Genomic DNA, 16353 nt, shown 5'->3' with positions numbered 1-16353 from the left:
GTTCTCCTTTCTTTTATGATCCGACAGCTGTGTGGTTTTTCAATCCGCTCATATTCGACTGGAAAACCAATTGACGGTTGACTGCGTTCAAATAGGCTTTCGCTGATGCTTCTAATACGTCTTGCGCTATGCCCCGCCCTGCTGATTCTTTTCCGTTCACCAAAACTCTTACATACACCTGGGCAAATGCATCTTCGCCTTTTCTGTTAGACTGAATGCGGTAGTCTAAGAGCTCCACGTCCTTATCGATGCAGCGCTCAAGCGTATTGTAGATTGCTTCCACGCTTCCAGCTCCAGTTGCAGCTTCCTGAATAAGCTCTGCGTTTTCTTGATTTTTCAAAGAAAGAGTAGCCGTAGGGACCTGACTTGTTCCGTAATGTACTTGCAGAGAAAGAAATTCATACCCAATCTTGCGATCTGTTACTTTTTCTTCTAAAATAAGAGAAACAAGATCCTCATCAGTGATTTCTTTTTTCTTCTCAGTCAACTCTTTGAACATCGTAAAGAATTTATTAATCTCTTCACTGTCAAATTGGAATCCTAAAGCAGTCAGCCGATCTTTAAATGCGTGGCGTCCGGAATGTTTACCTAGGACAAGCGCATCTGCGGTTACACCGACAAGCTCCGGTGAAATAATTTCATAAGTCGATTTTTCTTTTAAAAAGCCGTCCTGATGGATGCCTGATTCATGAGCAAATGCATTATCTCCAACAACCGCTTTGTTGCGCGGGACAGCCATGCCTGTCAGTTTGCTTACTAAATCACTTGTTCTCTTAATCTCGTTCAGTGTAATGCCTGTTTCGACTTGGTAGAAATCTTTTCTGGTATGGAGGGCTACGGCAATTTCCTCTAATGCCGCGTTTCCGGCTCTTTCACCGATCCCGTTCACAGCGCATTCGATTTGATCAGCGCCGTTTTCAATCGCAGCAAGAGAGTTTGCGACTGCCATTCCTAAATCATCATGACAGTGGGCTGAAAGCTTTGCTTTGTGAATGTTCGGAACGTTTTCCTTCATATATCTAAAGATATTTCCGTATTCCGCCGGAGCCAGGTAGCCGACAGTGTCCGGAAGATTGATAACACTGGCGCCTGCGTCAATCACTTTTTCGACGATTTCTGCTAGAAACGGCAGTTCAGTGCGGCAGGCATCTTCAGCTGACCATTGCACAATCGGAAAACGTTCTTTTGCGTATTTCACCATTTCAACCGCTCTTTCAATGACTTGCTCACGTGTCATTTTCAGCTTGTGCTTCAAATGAATGTCCGATGTGGCGATAAAAACATGAATTCTCGGGTGAGAACCTTCTTTTAACGCTTCCCAAGCAGCATCAATATCACCTTTTACACAACGGGCCAGACCAGTTACTGAACAATTTTTAATGGTTCTTGCGATTTCCTGAACAGCTAAAAAGTCACCTCGGGACGAAGCGGGAAATCCCGCTTCAATGATATCTGCCCCGAGTCTTTCGAGCTGCTTAGCTATGGCAAGTTTCTCCTGTGTATTCAAGTTCACTCCAGGGGACTGTTCACCATCACGAAGCGTCGTATCGAAAAAATTAATTTTGCGCAACGGAGACCACCGCTTCCTTCTTCTTGCCTTGTTTCACAAACGGCATCATTTCACGAAGCTTTCTTCCCACCACTTCGATTTGATGTTCGTTCTCGCTCGCATTGATGGCGTTGAAACGAGGACGGTTTACTTGGTTTTCGACGATCCACTCTTTTGCGAATGTACCGTTTTGGATATCTTTTAATACTTCTTTCATAGATTCTTTTACTTTAGCGTCCACAACGCGAGGACCTGATACGAAATCTCCCCACTGTGCTGTGTCAGAGATTGAATATCTCATTCCTGCAAGTCCTTCTTCGTACATAAGGTCTACGATTAATTTCAGCTCATGAAGACACTCGAAGTATGCAAGTTCTGGCTGATAACCTGCTTCAGTTAATGTTTCAAATCCGGCTTTGACAAGCGCGCTCAATCCGCCGCAAAGAACCGCTTGCTCACCGAACAAATCTGTTTCTGTTTCTTCTTTAAATGTCGTTTCTAATACGCCCGCTCTTGCGCCGCCGATTCCTTTTGCATATGCGAGGGCTTTGTCTCTTGCTTCTCCAGTCACATCTTGATAGATTGCGAACAATGCAGGTACGCCGGCTCCTTGCTCATATGTTCTTCTTACCAAGTGTCCCGGGCCTTTAGGTGCCACTAAGAATACATCTACATCCGCCGGAGGAACAATTTGATGGAAATGCACGTTAAATCCATGAGCGAATACTAATGATTTTCCTGCTGTCAATTCATCTTTGATTTCAGCTTCGTATACTTTTTGCTGCTGTTCATCCGGAAGCAGAACCATGATGATTTCCGCTTGGGCTGCCGCTTCTTTTACTGAAAATACTTTATGTCCGTCTTCTTGGGCTTGAGTGAAAGATTTTCCTGGTCTAACACCGACGATAACGTCTACTCCGCTTTCTTTAAGGTTCAGGGCATGTGCGTGGCCTTGCGAACCGTACCCGATAACCGCTACTGTTTTTCCAGCCAATACGTTCTCTTTGATATCACCGTTATAATATACTTTTACCATTTTAATCTCTCCCTTGTTATGTTTTATACAATAGATATTGTTTTATTGGATGACGCCTTTTGCTGGGTTCCCCTCGCAAAAGCCGTTGTACCTGTTCTCGCGATTTCTTTAATGCCATAAGGTTTTAATAACTCAATAAGCGCTTCAATTTTGTTAGATTCACCCGTCACCTGAACAACGATGCTGTCTCTGCTGACATCAACGACAGAGGCTCTAAACGGTTCTATGATTCCATTAATCTCTGTTCTCGTTGAAGGTGCGGAGACAACCTTGATTAAGGCCAGCTCCCTCTGGACAATCGATTGATTTGTGATGTCTGTGACTTTCAGTACATCAATCTGTTTGTTGAGCTGTTTCGTTAACTGTTCAACATCATTTTCACCTTCAACATGAACGACGAAGGTGATTCTGGAAACGCCGGCTGTTTCTGTGTGTCCAACTGTAATGCTTTCAATGTTGTAATGCCTTTTTGTGAATAGACCGGTGATCCGGTTTAACACCCCGGAGCGGTTCACCACAGTCAATGTGATAATTCTTTTCAAGGTTTCACCCCCACCATTTCATGCAGCCCTTTCCCCGGAGCCACCATCGGGAATACTTTTTCTTCGCTGGCAACCCGCACGTCAATGACAACAGGTTCTCTTGATGTTAATGCCTCTTCCAGCTTTACCTTTGCTTCCGCTTCTGATGAAATTCTGATGCCTTTAATGCCGTATGCTTCGGACAATTTGACGAAGTCAGGCTGAGAAGCGAATTTAGATTCTGAATAACGTTCTTCATAGAAAATTTCCTGCCACTGTCTGACCATTCCGAGACAAGCGTTATTTAAAATCACTACCTTGACCGGAAGATTTAATTCGCGAATAACATCGAGTTCTTGAAGCGTCATTTGGAATCCGCCGTCTCCGACAACCGCGACAACAGTAGCATCTTTTTCGGCCAGCTGTGCGCCGATCGCCGCCGGAAGACCGAATCCCATCGTTCCAAGTCCGCCTGACGTGACCCATTTATCTGCTTTTTGGAACGGATAAAATTGCGCTGACCACATTTGATGCTGGCCTACATCTGTTGCGACAATGGCCTCTCCTTTTGTAAATTGATGAATATATTCAATCAATTTCTGAGGTTTAAAACCTTCTTCTTCATTATCTACATACCAGAGCGGATACTCTTCTTTCCATTCTGCGAGCTGTTTTTTCCATTCGCTTGAATCGCTTTGTTTGCCGTCTTGTTTGATCAGCTCCTGCAGGACAATTTTGCTGTCTCCGACTACAGGAATCTGTGTTTTCATGATTTTTCCGATTTCAGCTGGATCGATATCGATGTGGGCTATCTTTGCGTTTCTGGCAAAGTGTTTCAGGTTTCCTGTGACACGGTCATCAAAACGGGCGCCGATACTGATTAATAGATCACATTCATGAAGGGCCATATTGGCTGTATAAGTACCGTGCATTCCCGCCATCCCTAGGAAAAGCGGATGGTCAGCCGGGAAGCCTCCGAGCCCCAAAAGGGTGTGTGCCACAGGGATTTGCTGCTGTTCAGCATAATTTTTTAATTCTTCTGACGCTTTTCCGTGCAGTACGCCCGCACCCGCCAGGATCACCGGTTTTTTCGCACTGCTCACGGCTTCCACAAGCTTGCGGATCTGCAAATAATTTGGCTCTGTTGTCGGCTGGTATCCCGGGAGATTCATCTCATGATCGTAGCTGAATTCTCCTTCAATTGTTGCTACATCTTTCGGAATATCAATCAATACAGGTCCGGGTCTTCCAGTTGTTGCAATATGGAACGCTTCTTTAATGATGCGCGGCAGATCTTCCGGCTGGCGAACCTGGTAGCTGTGTTTTGTTACTGGCATCGTAATCCCTAAAATGTCTGCTTCCTGAAATGCATCGCTCCCGATTACAGAGGTTGCTACCTGCCCTGTAAAGACGACTAACGGCAATGAATCAATCATGGCATCAGCAAGGCCTGTAACAAGGTTTGTCGCTCCCGGCCCTGACGTGGCAATGACGACACCCGGTTTTCCGGAGACCCTTGCGTATCCCTCCGCTGCATGAATTGCTCCTTGTTCGTGACGGGGAAGGATATGTACCAACCCTGAATTGTATAGCTTATCGTAAATCGGAAGCACAGCCCCGCCCGGATAACCGAAGATCATTTCTACTTTCTCTTTTTTTAATGATTCAATCAGCATTAATGCTCCGCTCATCGTCTGTGTACATTTGGCAGATGCTGAATCCACCTGTACATTAGTCCCCATTTTAGTTCCTCCTTTTGGATTTTCATCCTTTAAAGATCATCTTTTCATTAGCTAGATAGCTGATTATTCAATAAAAAAAGCCCTTCCGCCCACAATCAGCCGCGCAGTAACTGCGATAGCTAAAAGGGGCGAAAAGGCTTTTCTTTCCGCGGTACCACCCTTGTTTACGGCCTTAGTTGGCCGTCTCATGGATATTTCTATCCGCTTTAGTAACGAGTGAATCAAGTTCACCCGGCCAAGTCCTACTGTCATTTCAGACTGGCACTCTGAGGCGAGTTCACCTTGTAAAGCTTCGCCGGTTCTCAGCTAACCCGGTTCTCTGTGGAAAGCTTTTTCAAGGCTACTTATCCTCATCTGCGCTTTTCATATTCAGCCTTCGGAACGGCTTTCCAGCTGTTCAAGAAGGTCGTTTGTTTTTCATTTTTTTAGAATCATACTGCGATGATTTTCGCTTGTGAAGCTTGCGTTTATCTTTTGTTGAACTCATATTACGCCGCTTTGGACGCAGTGTCAACAGCATTTTTTAAAATTATTAGACAATTTTGATTAATCAATCTATATTGTATACGCTTTCATTATTGGTACAAAAGGAATTGCAAATGTTAAAAGTTTTTATAATTTTTTTATTAATCTATCAAGAATACACCAGAATTATTTAATTTTATATAAACATGTAAGATTTTATAACACGCTATGGTTCGTATATGGATTGAGTCTGACAGATCATCTGCAATCCATTTCAATTTCGGATAGGCACCCCTATTATTCCCCGGCATACATTAATGGTATCTTGCAAAGAAAAGGTGATACGATGAATAAATCATTAGCAGACATGCAAGGATTCCCTGCAGGCTTTCCAAGCTTCCCGAGCTTTCCGCAGCATCATTATCCTGCTGTCCCTTCCTTTTACCAGCAAAGCCATCAGCCATTTGGAGGCTACGGATACGGACAGCCGTTCAGCCAGGCATATAGCCCGTTAACCACTCCCTCTGCTATGTACTCCTCTTATCCATACACTTCAGATTTTTTCGGGCAGCAATTTTCAGGCACTGGCTTCAGCGGCCATAGCGGCGGGTTCAGTATTCCGGCGACACATGTCGGCGGTTTTAGCGGAACAGCCGGTGTGCATGGAGGCTTTAGATATTAAAGAAAACTGCAAGGGCCGAACACGATTTCGGCCTCTTTTTTTGCTTTCAAGCATCTTTTGCAACTCATACATTTCTTCAAAACTGACAGATTTTCTGCCTTTATAGTTGGGTTCAGGAGGAAATATGATTAAGATGAATGTTTGAGGAGGTATAAAATTGCATATAAAAATAGACGATTTAACTGAACGTCAGGTGGTCTCACTTGTAAATGAGCATTTACATAGCATGACGCTTATGTCCCCACCAGAAAGCATTCATGCCTTAGGTTTAGAAAAACTAAGAGGGCCTGGAATAACATTTTGGAGTGCATGGGAGGGTGATGAACTAGCCGGTTGCGGAGCGCTAAAAGAACTGGACAGCTGGCACGGAGAAGTCAAATCAATGCGAACATCTGCATCACATTTAAGAAAAGGCGTTGCCAAACAAGTTCTCCAGCATATCATTGAAGAAGCCGAGAAGCGAGGCTATGAGCGGTTAAGCTTAGAAACGGGTTCAATGGCTTCATTTGAGCCGGCAAGAAAGTTGTATGAAAGCTTCGATTTTCAGTACTGTGAACCGTTTGCAGACTATGTTGAAGATCCAAACAGTGTGTTTATGACGAAGGAATTGTGAGACGGCTTTATAAGGATAGATAAGTGCAGGGGAAGGTCTGTCTTATCTATCTTTTTTTAAATTCACACATTTCACCTTTATGTACACGCCAATGTTTTCAATTTTGTTTAATTCAAAGAACAGCGGGAATTACAAACGACATGAACGATATCATGCAAATTCATAAAGGAGGAGATTGATATGAAAAGCATAGTTGGTGTATACGAAACTCCGCAGGAAACCATCGCAGCGATTGAAGGCTTACTCACAAAAGGCTATGATTCTGATGACATTTCTGTTGTGACAAGCCGGCGAGATACAGATTATTTGGAGTCACGTACAGGAACAGAAGTCAATCAAGCTATCGATGCACATCAGGACGAATCTGAATCTTTTTTCGATAAACTGAAAGATTATTTCACAATGGATGATACTGCTACACACAGCAAAGCATTATCCGACTTGGATATTAAAACTGATGAAATAGACAAGTATCAAGAAGATTTGGATGACGGAAAACTTCTGGTAGCCGTCGATACAGATGCAGATGTAAATGCTCCTATTGATAACGGCAATGCCCTTTCAGGCGGCTTTTCAAGCGCAAATGAAGTGGCGGATTATACAACGAAAGAAGAAAAAACGATGCCGCTCCGGGAAGAACAGCTGAAAGTCGATAAGGAAGACGTTCAAACCGGCGAAGTAGAAATAGGAAAAGAAGTGAAAACAGAAAAAAGAGATATGGACATCCCGGTGAGACATGATGAAATTTATGTCGAACGCCGTCCAGTGGATGAAAATAAAACGGACGCTGCTCCCGTCAACGATTCGGAAGAGATCAGAGTGCCAATCGTTGAGGAAAAGCTGGAAGTGACTAAAAAACCGGTTGTCACTGATGAAGTGGTTGTCGGCAAACGCACTGTTGAAGAAAATGAACATATTTCTGAAACTGTGAAAAAAGAAGAACCTCGTCTGAATAAAGAAGGAAAAGTTGACGGCTTGGATGATGATCCGTTAAATAACAAATAAAAATATCAACAAAAGGCTGACCTGACATGATTTTAGGTCAGCCTTTTAAAAACTTTATCTATCCAATAGAGGCTTGTTCCAAACAGTTGTGTGAGAGCTTCAATTATCAAGTTATTACAAACCTATTTCCATACTATGTTGAAGACTGAAAGTATCTTTCAAGAAAAATCCAACATAATTTTTACATTTTTTCAACATTTTTTCGACTCCATACCACGAGGTAAGAACCACATTACTAATACAAGTGATATGAAAGAGTACTATCAATTGAATTCCCCTTAATATCTCCAGCTAACGTTCGTTAGTTCCACACACTTTCTATCCATTTTCCTCAACAGTGAGACACTGTAAAACATCCATAAGCACTATATTGGATGGATGTTTATTATTTGTATTTATTCACTTCATACATCAATATATTTTTAAACACAACATAGTCCTTTTTACTTTCGAAAGGCCCTTTGTTGTTGTCATGCTCATCAATTTCATAAAAGCCTGGCCCCTCTCCAGCGTCACGCTCCTTGTACCATTTAAGAAATGCGTTAACTTCTTTCATGGAGAGCTGGTACTCTTTCTGCAAGCCGTTAACCATTGTAATGACAAGCATGGCGTCGCCGTCATCAGATGGTGCTTCCTCGCCTGGCTTCGCTCCATTACCGTTGTCAGTTCCCGGATCAGGAGCAGTTGAAGTATTTTTAATTGTGTATTTTTCAACAGAGTTAAAAAAGTTACTTTCAGAAGGTCTCTTTATAGCTCCTCCAACCGCATAAAGATCATTATTTATTACTACAGCTCCTGCCCCGGCGCGAGCAAACTGCATTTTTTGATCCATAGTATTTGTAGTATTAGTTACTGGATCGTACACTTGGACAAAATTAGTTGCGTTAGTATTCGTTGAGAAGTAGCCTCCAATTATATAAATCTTGCCGCCGTAAGCTACAGCAGAAGCATATGAAGTATTAATTAAAAACCCTTTCTTAACCCATGAATTCTTCACCGGGTCATACTCATAAATGGTATTACTTCCAGAATTCGCACTCGCGCCACCAATATAATAAATTTTTCCATTCACTGCCGCGGATGCCGCTGCTTTTGAATTCGGTTGTCCATTCGCCTTATTTTCCCATTTGTTTGTTGTGGTATTATAAGCAAAATGATTAGGTGTAGATGTTTCTTGCTGCGTCATTAGATAAATGGTATTATCAATAGCTACCGCTGTCCCTAAGAAGCTTTTTTTGGGGACATCTGCTCCTTCTTCCCATTTATCAGCTTTGGTATCATAAATTAATAGTTTTGAAGAATTTTCAGTATGACTGGTTCGATATGTATTCCCCCCCATTACATAAATCTTATCTTTAACTACCGCAACGGCCGAGCCAGCTAATTTTATTGGCATATCCGATTTCTTTGACCATTCATTTTTTTTAGAATCATAAACAAATGTAGTATTTGTGGCTAAAGTTTTACCGTACCCACCAATAACATATATTTTGTCTCCGACAACAGCTGTAGCTGCATGGCTTCTAGGTTCCGGTAAATCAGCCTGACTCACCCAGCCTTTTTCCTCTTCAGCTGCATGCACTTGATAAAAAGGGCTCATGATTGAGCAAAGAATAAATGCAAATATCAAGATTATTTTTTTCAAAAATATCACTCCTTTTATAAAATTAGACAATGCGTTTTATTATATCGTCTCATCTTATCAAAGGTTTAATTTTTGAAAAATTATCGATAATCCTTTTTCAACCTCATTACCTAAATTTGAGGCCTCTTTTATAAAGGTTAAGCCTACCCCACTCAAACTGTTCAATTATATCCATGATCTCCATTATCACCACCAAAAGATGTTGTAATTGACAGCGTAACATCAGGCAACAATTTGAATTACCCAGAGCCACAGTGTAATCTTTCCTCAGTAATCCTTATCGCTTTCAAACATTTAATGATTTTGATCAACACTTCAATATTACTAAAAAAAGTATTGTTTTTACCCTTTAACTTCAAGCTTCACCCTTTAACATCTGGAATAATATTTTAAGAGTCACAGATGCAATCTCCGAATGTTTCTCGCTTGGCAAAGTTAAGAACTGAAAGTTTCATTTTCTTTAGGTAACATTTTCAAGGCACCCTCTGTTTTTGACTCTGTTGAACATAAGAATTTTTACCATTACCAAAATAAAAAAAGCCCCAAACCCTATGTAGAGGTTTGAGACTTTTTGGTACGTCCCAGGAGAGATTCGAACTCCCGACCGACGGCTTAGAAGGCCGTTGCTCTATCCAGCTGAGCTACTGGGACACGTTTTGTTTTTTGTTTTTCGCTTTAACTATCAGCGACAAGATTTATTATATATGGGATGCAATAATAAGTCAACGGTTTTTTAGAATTTTTTTCATGAGGAAGAAAATTTTCTTCCTCATGACATTTTCATAGTGTGACTCGGTTTTGCAGATCCTCAATTTCATTGCCTGCTTGGTCGTAAAAACGGACTGTCGCAGCATCATTTTCTAATGTCAGTATAGCATAGCTTTCTGTCCTGCGCACCCTCGGAAGCCGGATGCTGCCTGGGTTAATCATCAGTTTGCCCCGCAGCACTTCGCTTCCCGCGATGTGCGAATGCCCGAAGCAGATAATATCCGCTCCGAGCTCCTCTGCACGATAGTATACGTTTAACAAGGTCTGTTTTATACCGTGAAGGTGGCCGTGTGTGACCAGTATTTTTCTTGAACCGGCAGTCAGTAGAAGCTCGTCCTTAAAATCGCCGGCAAAATCGCAATTGCCTTTTACAACCGCATAAGGCTCCAATGCAGGATGCCTCGTTTCAAGCTCAGAGTCCCCGCAATGAATCATGAGATCAACTTCTGCCTCATGCCGTTTCGCAATGGTTTGGAGTTCTTCTTCAAGCCCATGGCTGTCACTGATAATCAGCACGTTCATGTACAAGCTTCCTCCTTATGCCTCCAAAAGCTTAGATAGCTTTTTAAGCGCGTCAGCCCTATGGCTGATTTTATTTTTTTCAACACTTGTCAGTTCAGCCATTGTCTTATCTTTATCTTTCACGATAAAGATTGGGTCATAGCCAAAGCCATATTCTCCTCTCGGTTCTTCGGCAATATACCCTTCAACATGGCCTTCGACTGTTTTTGTTTCCTCACCGGGAATACTCACGGCCAGTGCGCAGCGGAAACGGGCGGTGCGCTGTTCTTTTTCGATACCTTTCAGCTCGCTGAGCACTTTTTCGATATTTGCCTGGTCGTCTTTCTGTTCCCCTGCATAGCGGGCTGAATAAACCCCGGGTCTGCCGCCAAGATTATCGATGGATAGACCGGAGTCGTCCGCAATCACCATTTTGTTCACTGCTTTGGCAACAGCTTCCGCTTTCAGAATGGCATTTTCTTCAAATGTATGGCCTGTTTCTTCAATTTCTTCTGTGAATCCAATTTCAGCTAAAGATTTGACATCATAGCCTCTTGGCTCAAGAATTTCTTTGAATTCCTTCACTTTTCCCGGATTATGTGTCGCAATAATTGCTTCTTTCATGATGATCAAGCCTTTCTGTCTTTATTTCAGTTCTGGCAGAGAATCACCCAGCACTTCTTTTTGCTTGTCAATCAGCTCTTGAATTCCTTTTTCCGCAAGACCCAGAAGACCGTTCAGATCCTCCCTTGAAAAAGTCGCCTCTTCCCCGGTTCCCTGCAGTTCCACAAAACGGCCGCTGCCTGTCATGATGACATTCATGTCAACTTCAGCCGAGGAATCTTCTTCATAATTTAAATCTAACAAAATTCCCTGTTCCTTATCAATTCCAACAGAGATTGCAGCAAGAAAATCAGTGATCGGATTTGTCTTGATTGTTCCTGCTTTGATCAGCTTGCCAATCGCAATCGCCATAGCAAGAAATGCGCCTGTAATGGAAGCTGTTCTAGTTCCTCCATCAGCTTGAATGACATCACAGTCAATCCAAATCGTCCGTTCACCGAGCTTTTCCAGATCTACAACAGCTCGAAGCGCGCGGCCGATCAGGCGTTGGATCTCCATTGTTCTGCCGGAAATTTTCCCCTTAGAAGATTCTCTGATTGTTCTTTGGTTTGTTGCCCGCGGCAGCATGCTGTACTCTGCTGTAATCCAGCCTTTCCCTCCGCCCCGCAAAAACGGCGGTACGCGGTCCTCAACAGACGCGTTGCAGATTACCTTAGTATTTCCCGCTGTTATTAGAACAGAACCTTCCGGATGGCTGATAAAATCCAGATCGAATGTGATTGGACGCAGCTCATCGTGTTGTCTTCCGTCATGTCTCATGTTTTACCTCCGATTGTATGTACATAAACCATTTTTGTCCCGGAATTGAATAAAGAAAGAGGCAGCCGGAACGCTAACCTCTTTCTTTCTAGTATATCAAAAATCCCAATTTAAAAACTACCCGTATTCACTTGAGATGGTCTGGAGACCGGTTCTGTGAGCTTTTCGCCTTTTTCATTTACCAGCTCTGATTTTCCGTTCACTTTAACAGACACGCCTTTTATATCCGGCTGCTCCGTTAACGTGAGCACAATGCTGTTCAGCACTTCTGAAGAAATCATTTTCGTCTTCTCATCGGCGCTGCCGAATATAGATTGATTGAAATCCAACGTCACGCGCCCGTCTTTGATTTTCGGTTTGCTGACCAGCTTTACATCTTCACTGAAGTCTGTTAACAGCCCGCTCACCTTGCTTGGGCCTTTAGCCAATTCATTAATGGCTGCTGTGATGTCGTCTTTTTCCGAATTGTCGATTCGTTTCGTCACCGGCACGTAGTATTCACTGTCTTCATTTTCCGCCAAATAGTAGACTGTCAGCGGATGGGTAGCAGTGAGATCATTTACACCGGCTGTCTCCAAATTAATGCCGTCTTTGCGGCTTAAATCATCTGAGATCGGTGTCCCTCCTACAGGCATCTCCTTCAGTTCATGCCCGTTTATTCTCAGCTTCACTTTATCTATCGAACTAAATTGCGTCAGCGTCCACGTCACAGACTGAACGATTTTCTGTTCGTCTTCTTTCTTATAATTTTTGAACTCATTAGAGAAATCAGCTATCGCGGTTCCATCTTTTTTGATGTCAACGTTAACAGTTGTGTCAGCCGGCAATACCGCTCTGAAGCCATTCGGAAGAATTTCTGACACAGGCCCGCCCTGTACGAGGTATTCAAGCGCCTGCTTAGCCGTGCTCTCACTTTTAGGAAGAGGCAGCGTTTGCGCAACAACATACCCGTTTTTATCAATGAGATAAAGCTCCCTCATGACAGTAGATGAGGCCTGATCCGCTTTTGCGGTATCGCTTTTTTCACTTTCTGTTTTTTTGGCTGCTGTTGTATTTGAATTGGCACCCGCTTCATCGTTCACGAATGTAACGTCTTGAGGCGGATCAATTTCCTCGGCTGCCTTATCAGATTGAAACAAACCGCATCCGGATAAAAGCAAGGCAGAGGTGAGACAAGTGGCACCAATGACTGCAGGTCCTTTTTTCAGCATACTTTTCCCTCCTAAGGATGTTTGTACTATTATGTATACGAGCCTCTTTAGGAAATAGACCGAAGAATTCCGGCAAAACAGAAAAAAACCCGCAACATAACGTTGCGGGGAAAACTATCTTCTAATCGGTTCTTGCAGTGAGATGCATTCCACATGGCCCACCTCATGGCCAAACCAATCGTCTGCGATTTTCGCAAACTGATCACGCGCTCCTGTTGTCAAGAACTGATGATCCGGGGCATTCGCAGACTGGTTCAGCAGCCCTTTATACGAGAGAATCGTGCTGACTTCCCGGGCTGTTTCATCGCCGGACGAAATAATGTTAACGTGTTCTCCCATATATCTTTGAATGGCTTCTTTCAAAATGGGATAGTGGGTGCAGCCTAAAATCAGCGAATCAATCGATGTATCTTTTAACGGATACAGCGAGGTTTTGACAATCTCGTCTGCTGTTTTGTCGAGAAACTTCCCGCTTTCCACAAAAGGCACAAGCAGCGGGCAGGCAAGGTTTTCAACCTTCAGATCAGGGTTTAATGCCAAAAGCGCCTCTTCGTATGCATTGCTCTTAATCGTATTCTCTGTGCCGATGACACCGATATGCTGATTATCCGTCACTTTTATCGCTGCTCTCGCACCAGGCTGGATCACTCCGACCACCGGTATACCGACGCTTCGCTGGATGTCATCCAATGCGATCGCTGTTGCTGTATTACAGGCGATCACCAGCATTTTGATGTGGTGGTTTTCGAGTAAATAATTCGTCAGCTCCCACGTATATTGAAGCACCTCTTCTTCAGGGCGCGGCCCATAAGGACACCGTTTCGTATCCCCGACGTAGATAATATTTTCTTTAGGTAGCTGTCTCATGATTTCCTTCGCAACGGTTAAACCGCCAACCCCGGAATCAATGACTCCTATTGGTTGTTCCAACAAAATCGCCTCATTTTCTCTTCATTTCATGCTGCAGTTTCATCAAAGATTTTTCGAAGATGGCTATTTCTTCATCTGTAAACGATTCGAACATATCACGCAGATATTCCTGTCTTTTTGTAATGACCTCTTGGATAATCCGTTCTCCTTCAGGCAGCAGATGTATCCGGACAACACGTCTGTCCGCCGGGTCCTTGACCCGCTCAACAAGCTCATTTTTTTGCATGCGGTCGATTAAGTCCGTTGTCGTGCTGCATGCCAGATACATTTTGCCCGATAATTCACCGATTGTCATATCTCCTAATTCATAAAGCCATTGCAAGCCGACAAATTGCGGCGGCGTAATCGCATATTGGTTAAGGATTTCTCGTCCTTTTTGCTTAATGATCGCGGCAATGTGGCGGAGTGACTTTTCAATATCCGCAACATGCTCCAAAGGTTTTGATGTCATTTGTCCATCCCTCACTCAAGGATCTCTTACGCACAAAAGCGTTCCGTGTCTATTTTCCTTCTTTTTTGAAGAAAATGCAAGACTCGCAGGAGAGAAATAGAGGACTTTAGTCAAACAACATCAAGAAATAAAATTTAATTTATGACTTGCCTACGTTTTGCACAGCATTCCAAATATGGTTTCGAATGTTCCAAACAAACAGCAATAACCGGCTCCTTCCAAAAGAAGGAATACCGGCAAGGATTAAAGCTCTAGCTCACCCATTCTAAGAAGCTCAACAACGGCTTGCGAACGCCCTTTCACACCCAATTTCTGCATGGCATTTGAAATATGGTTTCGAACGGTTTTCTCACTGATAAATAGCTCGCTTGCAATCTCCTTTGTTGTCTTATCTTGAACGAGCAATTCGAACACTTCTCTTTCTCTTTTCGTTAGCAGCGGCTTCGATTGAAATTCTTTCTCCTTCAAGTATTGTAACCCTCCTTGCTAAGGTGAGAGCGAATCAGAAACGAATGGGTTTTGATATAGTCGAGATATCATATGTAAGAAGGGCGCAGGAGGTGACGTTTACAAGATAATTAGTTTATCGTGTATGAAGAAGCGTTTCTTTCTCCTCATCTGTCCAGCTGACAGCTTTGCCGCTTTCCTTTGAGACTTGAACCATCACGACTGCCCCGGTGAAGCAGGGTTCGCCTTCGAGGTTCTCTCCGAGATAGTGCAAGGTAAGAGATGAACTGCCGACTGCGCTTGTTTTCACATAGATGCGCAATTCTTCATAAGGCATGACTTGGCGCAAATAATCGCATTGCTGGCTTGCCACGACTGTCATGGTCTGTTTGTTTTCACTCATCATATTCAGCTTTTTAAAATAAGAAATCCGCGCCTCCTCAAAATATATAAAAGGGGTTACATTATTCATATGCCCAAACATGTCTGTCTCGGAAAATCTTACGGATACCTCATTAAAAAAAGAAAAGGATGTTTTCCATTCTTGAAACGGCATATCAATATAAGCGGGAAGCTTCATCTTTTTTCATCTCCTTATTGTTTAAAAAAACCTCTCCCATGCGGAAGAGGTTTTTTCTTCTTATACTCTGTCGCTTCCGAAGAAATTGCGGAACGCTTGTAAGTTTGTATCTCTATTCAAGGCTGCAATCGAAGTGGTAAGCGGAATCCCCTTCGGACAGGATTGAACACAGTTTTGCGAGTTACCGCAATCTTGAAGGCCGCCTTCATCCATTAATGCTTCTAATCGTTCAGATTTATTCATAGCGCCTGTCGGATGCGCGTTAAACAGGCGGACTTGCGACATCGGTGCAGGCCCCATGAACTTCGATTTGCTGTTCACATTCGGGCAAGCTTCGAGGCAGACGCCGCATGTCATGCATTTTGATAATTCATATGCCCATTGACGGCGTTTTTCTGGCATTCTCGGCCCTGGTCCTAAATCGTACGTACCGTCAATCGGTATCCATGCTTTAACTTTTTTCAATGAATCAAACATTCTGCTGCGATCAACCTGCAAATCACGAACGACTGGGAATGTTTTCATTGGTTTTAAACGGATCGGCTGTTCAAGCTGGTCGATAAGCGCCGTGCAAGATTGGCGGGGTTTTCCGTTTATGACCATTGAACATGCGCCGCATACTTCCTCAAGACAGTTCATATCCCATGTGACAGGGGTTGTCTTCTCACCTTTGACATTAACCGGATTCCGGCGGATTTCCATCAGAGCGGAAATGACGTTCAGATTCGGGCGGTATGGAATCTCAAATTCTTCATCGTAAGGCGTGCTGTCGGCTGTATCTTGACGTGTGATAATAAATCGTATGGTTTTTTGTTCACTCATGA

At 43.2% G+C, this 16353-nt stretch carries 17 protein-coding genes, 1 tRNA gene and 1 other annotated feature; of the genes, 3 read left to right on the top strand and 15 right to left on the bottom strand.

The window, feature by feature from the left end:
* Positions 1-13 precede the first annotated feature (13 nt).
* From M1D94_RS06815 to ilvB, 4 genes are read right to left on the bottom strand one after another with little or no spacing between them, the layout of a single operon-like run.
* Positions 14-1570 carry a 2-isopropylmalate synthase gene (locus tag M1D94_RS06815; protein ID WP_032726332.1) on the bottom strand — a complete coding sequence of 519 codons (1557 nt, stop codon included), beginning with the start codon at positions 1568-1570 and terminating at the stop codon, positions 14-16.
* Positions 1557-2585, bottom strand: a complete 1029-nt coding sequence (ilvC, locus tag M1D94_RS06810) for a ketol-acid reductoisomerase (RefSeq protein WP_021480255.1) — start codon at positions 2583-2585, stop codon at positions 1557-1559. The genes M1D94_RS06815 and ilvC overlap by 14 nt, the downstream gene beginning before the upstream one ends.
* Positions 2586-2608: 23 nt before the next feature.
* On the bottom strand, positions 2609-3127 hold the full coding sequence (ilvN, locus tag M1D94_RS06805; protein ID WP_004399096.1) for an acetolactate synthase small subunit: 519 nt from the start codon (positions 3125-3127) through the stop codon (positions 2609-2611).
* Entirely contained in the window at positions 3124-4848 is a 1725-nt protein-coding gene (gene ilvB / locus M1D94_RS06800) for an acetolactate synthase large subunit (RefSeq protein ID WP_021480256.1), read from the bottom strand. The genes ilvN and ilvB overlap by 4 nt, the downstream gene beginning before the upstream one ends.
* A 121-nt stretch (positions 4849-4969) precedes the next feature.
* Positions 4970-5214: a binding site (T-box leader), on the bottom strand.
* A gap of 445 nt (positions 5215-5659) precedes the next feature.
* Here ilvB and cotQ point away from each other — a divergent pair.
* From cotQ to M1D94_RS06785, 3 genes are all read left to right on the top strand, one after another.
* A complete protein-coding gene (gene cotQ / locus M1D94_RS06795) occupies positions 5660-5995 on the top strand; it encodes an inner spore coat protein CotQ (protein WP_021480258.1) in 336 nt (111 codons plus the stop codon).
* 157 nt (positions 5996-6152) lie between these two features.
* Complete coding sequence (locus M1D94_RS06790) at positions 6153-6608, top strand: GNAT family N-acetyltransferase (protein WP_124048032.1); 456 nt, start codon at positions 6153-6155, stop codon at positions 6606-6608.
* Between the two features lie 180 nt (positions 6609-6788).
* Complete coding sequence (locus tag M1D94_RS06785; RefSeq protein ID WP_249852219.1) at positions 6789-7613, top strand: YsnF/AvaK domain-containing protein; 825 nt, start codon at positions 6789-6791, stop codon at positions 7611-7613.
* A gap of 385 nt (positions 7614-7998) precedes the next feature.
* Here the strand turns inward: M1D94_RS06785 and M1D94_RS06780 are convergent, their stop codons facing one another.
* The 11 genes from M1D94_RS06780 to sdhB all read right to left on the bottom strand — a co-directional run bounded on the left by M1D94_RS06780 (position 7999) and on the right by sdhB (position 16351).
* Positions 7999-9258 carry a Kelch repeat-containing protein gene (locus M1D94_RS06780; protein WP_249852220.1) on the bottom strand — a complete coding sequence of 420 codons (1260 nt, stop codon included), beginning with the start codon at positions 9256-9258 and terminating at the stop codon, positions 7999-8001.
* A gap of 577 nt (positions 9259-9835) precedes the next feature.
* Positions 9836-9909: transfer RNA gene (locus M1D94_RS06775), tRNA-Arg, on the bottom strand.
* Between the two features lie 129 nt (positions 9910-10038).
* Complete coding sequence (locus tag M1D94_RS06770) at positions 10039-10548, bottom strand: metallophosphoesterase (RefSeq protein WP_015384295.1); 510 nt, start codon at positions 10546-10548, stop codon at positions 10039-10041.
* A gap of 15 nt (positions 10549-10563) precedes the next feature.
* Positions 10564-11160: an XTP/dITP diphosphatase gene (locus M1D94_RS06765; protein WP_124072880.1), complete on the bottom strand. Its 597-nt coding sequence runs from the start codon at positions 11158-11160 to the stop codon at positions 10564-10566.
* 12 nt (positions 11161-11172) lie between these two features.
* Entirely contained in the window at positions 11173-11910 is a 738-nt protein-coding gene (rph, locus tag M1D94_RS06760; protein WP_003246039.1) for a ribonuclease PH, read from the bottom strand.
* 110 nt (positions 11911-12020) lie between these two features.
* Positions 12021-13121, bottom strand: a complete 1101-nt coding sequence (gerM, locus tag M1D94_RS06755) for a spore germination protein GerM (protein WP_021480263.1) — start codon at positions 13119-13121, stop codon at positions 12021-12023.
* A 114-nt stretch (positions 13122-13235) separates the two neighbouring features.
* Entirely contained in the window at positions 13236-14054 is an 819-nt protein-coding gene (racE, locus tag M1D94_RS06750) for a glutamate racemase (protein WP_015251521.1), read from the bottom strand.
* 7 nt (positions 14055-14061) lie between these two features.
* Positions 14062-14502, bottom strand: a complete 441-nt coding sequence (locus M1D94_RS06745) for a MarR family winged helix-turn-helix transcriptional regulator (protein WP_003229573.1) — start codon at positions 14500-14502, stop codon at positions 14062-14064.
* Between the two features lie 243 nt (positions 14503-14745).
* Entirely contained in the window at positions 14746-14970 is a 225-nt protein-coding gene (gene gerE / locus M1D94_RS06740; RefSeq protein WP_003184172.1) for a spore germination transcription factor GerE, read from the bottom strand.
* A gap of 115 nt (positions 14971-15085) precedes the next feature.
* Positions 15086-15529 (bottom strand): acyl-CoA thioesterase, encoded by a 444-nt coding sequence (locus M1D94_RS06735; protein ID WP_015251520.1) that lies wholly within the window; start codon positions 15527-15529, stop codon positions 15086-15088.
* A gap of 60 nt (positions 15530-15589) precedes the next feature.
* Positions 15590-16351 carry a succinate dehydrogenase iron-sulfur subunit gene (sdhB, locus tag M1D94_RS06730; protein ID WP_014477584.1) on the bottom strand — a complete coding sequence of 254 codons (762 nt, stop codon included), beginning with the start codon at positions 16349-16351 and terminating at the stop codon, positions 15590-15592.
* Between the last annotated feature and the right edge of the window lie 2 nt (positions 16352-16353).

The sequence above is a fragment of the Bacillus sp. JZ109 genome, from assembly GCF_053903135.1.
This window is presented reverse-complemented; position numbering and strand designations above follow the sequence as displayed.